Annotated in this window: 7 protein-coding genes and 1 pseudogene; 3 read left to right on the forward strand and 5 right to left on the reverse strand. The window is 73.3% G+C overall.

Annotated elements, in window-relative coordinates; all coding sequences use genetic code 11:
- Window position 1 precedes the first annotated feature (1 nt).
- Entirely contained in the window at window positions 2–1162 is a 1161-nt protein-coding gene (locus ABZ945_RS07245; protein ID WP_361265249.1) for an acyl-CoA dehydrogenase family protein, read from the reverse strand.
- Window positions 1159–2349 carry a CaiB/BaiF CoA-transferase family protein gene (locus tag ABZ945_RS07250; protein WP_361265252.1) on the reverse strand — a complete coding sequence of 397 codons (1191 nt, stop codon included), beginning with the start codon at window positions 2347–2349 and terminating at the stop codon, window positions 1159–1161. Before ABZ945_RS07250 ends, ABZ945_RS07245 begins: the two co-directional genes overlap by 4 nt.
- 249 nt (window positions 2350–2598) lie before the next feature.
- On the opposite strand from ABZ945_RS07250, the gene ABZ945_RS07255 reads away from it, so the two are divergent.
- Window positions 2599–3789 (forward strand): saccharopine dehydrogenase NADP-binding domain-containing protein, encoded by a 1191-nt coding sequence (locus ABZ945_RS07255; protein ID WP_361265255.1) that lies wholly within the window; start codon window positions 2599–2601, stop codon window positions 3787–3789.
- 43 nt (window positions 3790–3832) lie between these two features.
- On the opposite strand, the pseudogene ABZ945_RS07260 reads toward ABZ945_RS07255, so the two are convergent.
- The 3 genes and pseudogenes from ABZ945_RS07260 to ABZ945_RS07270 form a co-directional block, all read right to left on the reverse strand.
- A pseudogene (locus tag ABZ945_RS07260) lies at window positions 3833–4033 on the reverse strand (hypothetical protein); the annotation flags it as partial.
- 24 nt (window positions 4034–4057) lie between these two features.
- Window positions 4058–4180: a hypothetical protein gene (locus ABZ945_RS07265; RefSeq protein WP_361265258.1), complete on the reverse strand. Its 123-nt coding sequence runs from the start codon at window positions 4178–4180 to the stop codon at window positions 4058–4060.
- A gap of 16 nt (window positions 4181–4196) precedes the next feature.
- Window positions 4197–4889: an endonuclease V gene (locus tag ABZ945_RS07270; protein ID WP_361265261.1), complete on the reverse strand. Its 693-nt coding sequence runs from the start codon at window positions 4887–4889 to the stop codon at window positions 4197–4199.
- Between the two features lie 227 nt (window positions 4890–5116).
- Here ABZ945_RS07270 and ABZ945_RS07275 point away from each other — a divergent pair, with 227 nt between their 5' ends.
- Both ABZ945_RS07275 and ABZ945_RS07280 read left to right on the forward strand, forming a co-directional pair.
- On the forward strand, window positions 5117–5533 hold the full coding sequence (locus ABZ945_RS07275; protein ID WP_361265264.1) for an SsgA family sporulation/cell division regulator: 417 nt from the start codon (window positions 5117–5119) through the stop codon (window positions 5531–5533).
- Between the two features lie 289 nt (window positions 5534–5822).
- Window positions 5823–7466: an ATP-binding cassette domain-containing protein gene (locus ABZ945_RS07280; protein WP_361265267.1), complete on the forward strand. Its 1644-nt coding sequence runs from the start codon at window positions 5823–5825 to the stop codon at window positions 7464–7466.
- Window positions 7467–7637: the final 171 nt, after the last annotated feature.

Below are 7637 nucleotides of genomic sequence, written 5' to 3' on the forward strand. Positions count from 1 at the left end.
GTCACGCCTTTCGGGAGGGGTTGTCCAGCAGGGAACGGCCGATGATCTCCTTCATGATCTCGGTCGTGCCGCCGTAGATGGTCTGGATGCGGCCGTCCGTGAAGGCCCGGGCGACCGGGTATTCGGCCATGTAGCCGTAGCCGCCGTGCAGCTGGAGGCAGCGGTCGGCGGTGCGCTTCTGCAGTTCGGTGGACCACCACTTGGCCATCGAGGCGTGCACCGCGTCCAGTGTCCCCTGGGCGTGCTCGGTGATGCAGCGGTCCAGGAAAGCGCGGGTGACGGCGCACTCGGTGGCCATCTCGGCGATCTCGAAGCGGATGTGCTGGAGCTTGGCGAGCGGCCGGCCGAAGGCCTCGCGGCCCAGTACGTACTCCTTGGTGATCTCCAGCAGGTGCTCGGCGCCGGCGATGGCGGCGACGGCGATGGCCATCCGCTCCTGGGCGAGGTTGGTCATCAGATGGATGAAGGCGCCGTTCAGCTCGCCGAGCAGGTTGTCCTTGGGGACGCGGACGTCGTGGAAGAAGAGCTCGGCGGTGTCCTGCGACTTCTGGCCGATCTTGTCGAGGTTGCGGCCGCGCTCGAAGCCGGCCATGCCGCGCTCCACGACCAGCAGCGACAGTCCGTGCGCACCGCCCTCGGGGGTGGTCCTGGCGACGACGATCACCAGATCGGCGAGGATGCCGTTGGAGATGAAGGTCTTGGAACCGTTGAGCAGCCAGTGGTCGCCTCGGTCCTCGGCGGTGGTGCGGATGGCCTGGAGATCGGAGCCCGCGCCGGGCTCGGTCATGGCGATGGCGGTGATGGTCTCGCCGGTGCAGAAGCCGGGCAGCCAGCGGCGCTTCTGCTCCTCGGTGGCGAGGCCGGTCAGATAGGGGCCGATGATGTCGTTGTGCAGGCCGAGGGCGAGTCCGGGGGCGCCGGCGCGGGTGAACTCCTCGGCGAGGACGGCGCTGTAGCGGAAGTCGGGGATGCCGCCGCCTCCGTACTCCTCGGGGACGGCCATGCCCAGCAGGCCCTGCCGGCCGGCCGCGAGCCAGGCCTCCCGGGAGACGATGCCGTCCTTCTCCCAGCTCTCGTAGTGCGGTGCGACCTCCTTGGCGAGGAAGGTGCGGACCGTCTCGCGGAACGCGTCGTGCTCGGGGGTGAACAACTGGCGCTTCACCGGGGCCTCCTGTCGGGGACGGTGGATTCGGTGCCCTGGTCGGCCCCGGTGGGCCGGGCCGCGGCGGGCAGGGCCCAGTCGCGGGCCACTTCGGCGGTGTGGGCGCCGGGGACGGCGGGCGGGCGGGTGACGGCGCCGGGGGTGGCGGAGAAGCGGGGCGCCGGGGCGGGCTGGGTGATGCCGGAGTGCTCCAGATAGGTGCCGCGGGCGGCCAGATGGGGGTGGCCGGGAGCCTCGGTCATCGAGAGGACGGGGGCCACACAGGCGTCGCTGGACTCGAAGACGGCCGTCCACTCGGCGCGGCTGCGGGTGCGGAAACGGGCGGCGACGGCCTCCCGCAGCTCGTCCCAACGACCGAGGTCGTCCCGCAGGGCGGCGGCCTCGCCGAGGCCGAGCAGCCGGGCGAACTCCTCGTAGAACCGCTGCTCCAGCGCGCCGACGGCCATATACCGCCCGTCGGAGGTCTCATAGGCGCCGTAGAACGGGCAGCCGCCGTCGAGGAGGTTGGCCCCGCGCCGGTCCTGCCAGGCTCCGGCGGCGAGCATGCCGTGCAGCATGGTGGCGAGGTGGGCGGCCCCGTCGGCGACCGCGGCGTCCACCACCTGGCCGGTGCCGTGCTCGGTACGGGCGTGGTGCAGTGCGGCGAGGACGCCGGCGACCAGGTAGAGGGAGCCGCCCGCGTAGTCGCCGAGAAGGTTGACCGGGACGGTCGGCGGCTCGTCGGCGCGGCCGACCATGGAAAGGGTGCCGCTGACCGCGATGTACCCGATGTCGTGGCCGGCGCGCGGGGCGAGCGGGCCGTCCTGCCCCCAGCCGGTCATCCGCCCGTACACCAGCCGGGGGTTGCGGGCCAGACAGGGCTCGGGGCCGACGCCCAGGCGCTCGGCGACGCCCGGGCGGTATCCCTCGATGAGGATGTCCGCGCGCTCGGCCAGGTCCAGCACCCGGGCCGGACCCTCGGGGGCCTTGAGGTCGACCAGCACCGAGCGCTTGTTGCGGTTGGTGAGGTCGCGGGCGGGGTCGATGCCGATCCCGGCCCCACCGGGGCGGTCCACCCGCACCACATCGGCACCGAGGTCGGCCAGCAGCATCGCCGCGAACGGACCGGGGCCGATGCCGGCCAGCTCGACCACGCGCACTCCGCCGAGCGGGCCGTGGGATTCCGTCGTCGGGGATCCGGCTGTCATCGGGCTGCGGTCACCTGCCTCTGGTCGCGGCCCGTCGCGGCGCCGACTGATGTGACACAACTGCTGTAACAGTGAAGATGTTAAGAACAGGTTCCACCCGGCACAAGCCCTTGGCCGGTACGTGGCGCAACCACGCCACGGGCGGGGGTATCGCGTTAGCCTCGGCGTGCCCGCGCCGGGCGGTCGAGGCCGGCGCGGCGCCCGGGGCCCGCGCGGCGCGGGCCCGCACCATCCACGTACGGAGGGCTGATGGACTCAACGCACGGCACGGAACGGGCGTACGACCTGGTGCTGTTCGGCGCGACCGGCTTCGTCGGCGAGCTGACCGCCCGCTATCTCGCCGCGCACGCCCCGGCGGACTGCCGCTGGGCGCTGGCCGGGCGGAACACCGGCAAACTGGAGCGGCTGCGGGAGCGGCTGGCCGCCGACCACCCGGGCTGCGCGGAGCTGCCGCTGCTGCGCGCGGACTCCGCCGACGACGCGGCCCTGCGCGAACTGGCGCGTTCGGCGCGGGTGGTGGCGACGACCGTCGGGCCGTACGTCTGGTACGGCGAAGGCCTGGTCGCGGCCTGTGCGGAGGCGGGCACCGACTATGTGGACCTCACCGGCGAGCCGGAGTTCGTGGACCGGACCTATGTCCGCCACCACGAGCGGGCCCGGGAGAGCGGGGCGCGGCTGATCCACGCCTGCGGTTTCGACTCGGTGCCGCACGATCTGGGCGCCTACTACACCGTGAAGCAGCTGCCGGAGGGCGTCCCGCTGCGGGTGGACGGCTTCGTACGGGCGAGCGCGGCGTTCTCCGGTGGCACCCTGGCCTCCGCGCTCACCGCGATGGGCCGCGGCGGGCACACCCTGCGGGCGGCCCGGGAACGTAAGTCGGTGGAGCCGCCGCCGGTGGGGCGCCGGGCCAGGGGCCCGCTGGGGCCGCCGCGGTTCAGCCGGGAGACGGGGCTGTGGGCGCTGCCGCTGCCGACGCTGGACGCGGCGGTGGTGGCCCGCTCGGCGGCCGCGCTGCCGCGCTACGGCCCGGACTTCCGCTACCGGCACTACGCGGGGGTGGCCTCGCTGCCGGTGGCGCTCGGCTCGACGGTGGCGGCCGGAGCGCTGCTGGCGGTCGTCCAGGTCCCCCAGGCGCGCAAGTGGCTGATGGACCGCTACCAGGCGGGCAGCGGCCCGGACGAGGAGCGCCGCGGGCGGAGCTGGTTCTCGGTGCGGTTCGTCGGGCAGGGCGCTGGGCACCGGGTGTTCACCGAGGTGTCGGGCGGCGACCCGGGCTATGACGAGACGGCGAAGATGCTTGCCGAGTCGGCGCTCTGCCTCGCCTTCGACCCGCTGCCGGAGACCGCCGGGCAGACCACCTCGGCCGCCGCGATGGGTGACGCGCTGATCGACCGGCTGGTCAAGGCGGGGGTGCGGTTCCGCACGGTGGACGTGCGCTGAGACTCCGCCGAAGGGCGAGGCGGACGGCTCGGGTTCCGGTCCGGCGGGCGGCCCGTTCGGCGGCGGCGTGCCACCAGCCGGGCGGGGCCGGGCCGGTGATCCCGGAGGTGGGCTGACCGGGGAGGAGCCCGAGCCGTCGCAGCGCGCCGGCCCGGACGCGGACCTGGAACCAGCCGTGCCAGTGGCCGTCGGGGCCGGCACCGCAGGAGTGGTCCCAGCCGATCTCGTCCGGCGCGAACGGCATCCAGTCGATGCCCCGGTCGCGCAGTCAGGCGCGGGCGGCCGCCATCGGGTGGAGGCGGCCCCGGTTCTCGTAGACGGCGATGACGATCCAGTCCGGGTGCGGCGTGTCCATGGCGGTCGTGCTGCACCAGGGCCGCACAGCTGTCACGGGCCGGCCTCTCCCCTCAGCCCGCCACCGCCTCCTTCAGGGCGCGGCGGCACAGCGCGTCGGCGTGCCGGGTGGTCTCCGGCAGCCGGAAGCGCGGCGCCAGGTGCAGCACCTGGGCGCAGGCCTGCTCCAGACCGACCCGGTGGCCCACCGAGACGAAGACCGGCTTCACACCGGGCTGGGTGCGCAGGGCGCGGCCCACCTCCTCGTCCTCCGCCAGCAGCGGGCTCGCGGCACCTCGCTCCTCGCCCGGCTGCTCGTACCGGAAGGCGAACGGGTTCTTGGCGACGCCGATCACCGGCAGGTCGGTGAGCACGCCGAGGTGGCTGGCGAGACCGAAGCGGCGCGGATGGGCCTGCCCGTACCCGTCGCACACCACCAGGCCCGGGCCGGACTCCAGCCGTCCCAGCGCCGCGAGCACCGCGGGTATCTCACGGAAGGCGAGCAGCCCGGGTATGTACGGGAAGGCGACCCGGCCGATCGCGGTGGCCTGCTCCACCACGGTGAGCGTCGCGGCGTCGAGCACCACCGCGGCGGCGGCGACCAGATCCCGGTCGTCGTCGTAGGCCACGTCCACTCCGGTGACCAGCCCGGTACCCGGCGGCGGGCCCACTTCGCCGAGCACGACCCGGTCGCGCAGCGCGTTCTGCACGTCCAGGGCCTCGGCCTCGGTGCGGGGCCAGTCGGCGGGCTTCTCGATGATCGTCATGATGGCGCCACCCTACGGCCCGCCTCTGACAGCCGGCCCCGGACGGCTTCGCCTCGGCCGTACCCCGCCGTGGCCACGATCGCCGGAAAGACCTCGGCCGCACCCGTGACGCGGAGGCCCGTGACACAGTTCACAGCGGGGAAGAGTGCACGTGCCGCTCGCGTTCGTCGTCCTTCCCTTTGTCAGGGAGGCGTAACGCCGCACCAGCGCGCACGAGGGAGCCGGCTGTGTCCACCGTCATCGAGCAGGCCGTTCAGGCGCGACTCGTCGCCCCCGCACCGCGGATGGACACCGTCCCCGCGACGCTGCGCTACGACTCCGAGGACCCGTTCGCGGTGCGGATGACCTTCCCCGCGCCGGCCACCCTGGAGGGCGTGGAGGCGGTCTGGGCGTTCGGCCGGGAGCTGCTGGCCGACGGGGTGGACCAGCCGACCGGTTTCGGTGACGTGCGGGTGGCGCCCTTCGGCTACGACCGTACGGTGGTGGAGCTGCACGCCCCCGAGGGCGTCGCCGTGCTCCATGTCCGCACCGCGGAGCTGCGGCGCTTCCTGCGGCGCACCCGGCATCTGGTCCCGGCGGGCGACGAGCACCGCTTCCTGGACCTGGAGCACGATCTGCACCGGCTGCTGCGCGACGCCTGCTGAGGGCGGTCCGCCTGCCCGACCCGGGAGGCACTGCCACCGCGCACGATTAATTCGATTGCCGCGTTCCCGGGACGTGCGTACCTTTTTCCTTGGTCCTGTTGTCGCCGATTGGAGAAGGACGTTGCTCGTCTGAGGTCCGAGACACCGTGTCGCACACCCGCGTCAGGCGGAGTGCGCACTGTTGCAGCGACCTCGGCGTATCCGCCGTCCTCCGCTCTCCCTTCCGCGCCCTCCCCCGCGGTGTCTCACCCGTTGCCTCTTTCTCTTCTCATGCAACCGGGAGACCCGTATGTCTACTTTCCCCACCTTCATCACCTGCACCGACCTGTCGTTCTCCTGGGCCGACGGCACCGAGGTGCTGGACGGCTTCCAGCTGGCGGTCGGCCCCGGCCGTACCGGGCTGATCGGGGTCAACGGCTCCGGCAAGTCGACCCTGCTGAAGCTGATCGCCGGTGAGCTGGCCCCCGGCGGCGGCACCGTCCGTATCGCGGGCGAGGTCGGCTATCTGCCGCAGAACGCCACGCTGGACACCGGGCTCCGGGTCGACCGGGCGCTCGGTATCGAGGCCACCCGGGCCGCGCTGCACGCCATCGAGGCGGGTGACGTCCGCGAGGAGCACTTCGCCGCGGTCGGTGACGACTGGGACGTCGAGGAGCGTGCCCTGGCCGTACTCGACCAGCTCGGGCTGGGCCATATCGGGCTGGACCGCACGGTCGGCGAGATGTCCGGTGGTGAGTGCGTCCTGCTGCGGCTGGCCGCGCTGCTGCTGGCCCGGCCCGACGTGCTGCTGCTGGACGAGCCGACCAACAACCTGGACCTGTACGCCCGGCGGCGGCTGCACGCGGCCGTCGAGGCGTGGTCCGGGGTGCTGGTGGTGGTCAGCCACGACCGTGAACTGCTGGAACTGGTCGACCGGATCGCCGATCTGCGGGACGGGGAGGTGGCCTGGTACGGAGGCGGCTACTCCGACTACGAGGAGGCCGTCGCCGCCGAGCAGGAGGCGGCGACCCGTATGGTGCGGGTCGCCGAGGCGGACGTCCAGCGGCAGAAGCGCGAACTGAGCGACGCCCGGGTGAAACTGGCCCGCCGCAAGCGGTACGGGCAGAAGATGTTCGACACCAAGCGCGAGCCGAAGATCGTCATGAACGCGCGCAAGCGGGCCGCCCAGGAGTCGGCCGGCAAGCACCGGATCATGCACCAGCAGAAGCTGGCCGAGGCCCGTGAACGACTGGACGAGGCGGTGGAGGCGGTACGCGACGATGACGAGATCCGCGTCGAACTGCCGTACACCGCGGTCCCGCCGGGGCGCGAGGTGCTGCTGCTACGCGAGTTGGAGCTGCGCCACGGGGCCCGGGTGCGCGGTGGGCTGGAGCTGCGCGGCCCGGAGCGGATCGCCCTGATCGGGCGGAACGGCTCGGGCAAGACCACGCTGCTGCGGACCATCGCAGGCGAGCTGGAGCCGGTGTCCGGGGAGGCGGTGGCGCACGTTCCGCTGCGTTATCTGCCGCAGCGGCTCGATGTGCTGGACGACTCGTTGAGCGTGGTCGAGAACGTGGCGCGGTACGCGCCCGAGGCCGGCAACAACCGGATCCGGGCCCGGCTGGCGCGCTTCCTGTTCCGGGGTGCGCGGGCCGACCAGCCGGCCGGCACCCTCTCCGGCGGCGAGCGGTTCCGAGCGGCCCTGGCGGCACTGCTGCTCGCCGAGCCGGCACCGCAGCTGCTGATGCTGGACGAGCCGACGAACAACCTGGACCTGGCCAGCGTGCGGGCGCTGACGGCGGCGCTGGAGGTGTACGAGGGCGCGCTGATCGTGGCCGGTCACGATGTGCCGTTCCTGGAGTCGATCGGGGTGACCCGCTGGCTGCTCATGGAGGACGGCGAACTGCGGCCGACCAGCGCGGAGGAGGTGGCGGAGAGGGTGGACGGCGCATGAGCCAGGTGGTGGTGCGAGGGCGGTGCCGCGAGCAGGCGGCGGGCCGGGGCTGCCCGGGCCGGGGCTGCCCGGGTCGCGGCGGCCGGCAGGGACACCGCCCCGGCCGCGCCCAGCACCGTACGCCGGGACAGCGGCGCACCGCTCGACGGCCGTCCTCGGGTGTGGGGTGGT

Origin of the sequence: Streptomyces sp. NPDC046887, from assembly GCF_040644755.1 — a bacterium.
GTDB classification, from domain to species: Bacteria; Actinomycetota; Actinomycetes; order Streptomycetales; family Streptomycetaceae; genus Streptomyces; species Streptomyces lichenis.

Bases quoted from the DNA above. Each gene is read 5' to 3' on its own strand.
- ABZ945_RS07250 (WP_361265252.1), bottom strand. From the start codon at position 2,349: ATGACAGCCGGATCCCCGACGACGGAATCCCACGGCCCGCTCGGCGGA.
- ABZ945_RS07255 (WP_361265255.1), top strand. From the start codon at position 2,599: ATGGACTCAACGCACGGCACGGAACGGGCGTACGACCTGGTGCTGTTC.
- ABZ945_RS07270 (WP_361265261.1), bottom strand. From the start codon at position 4,889: ATGACGATCATCGAGAAGCCCGCCGACTGGCCCCGCACCGAGGCCGAG.
- ABZ945_RS07280 (WP_361265267.1), top strand. From the start codon at position 5,823: ATGTCTACTTTCCCCACCTTCATCACCTGCACCGACCTGTCGTTCTCC.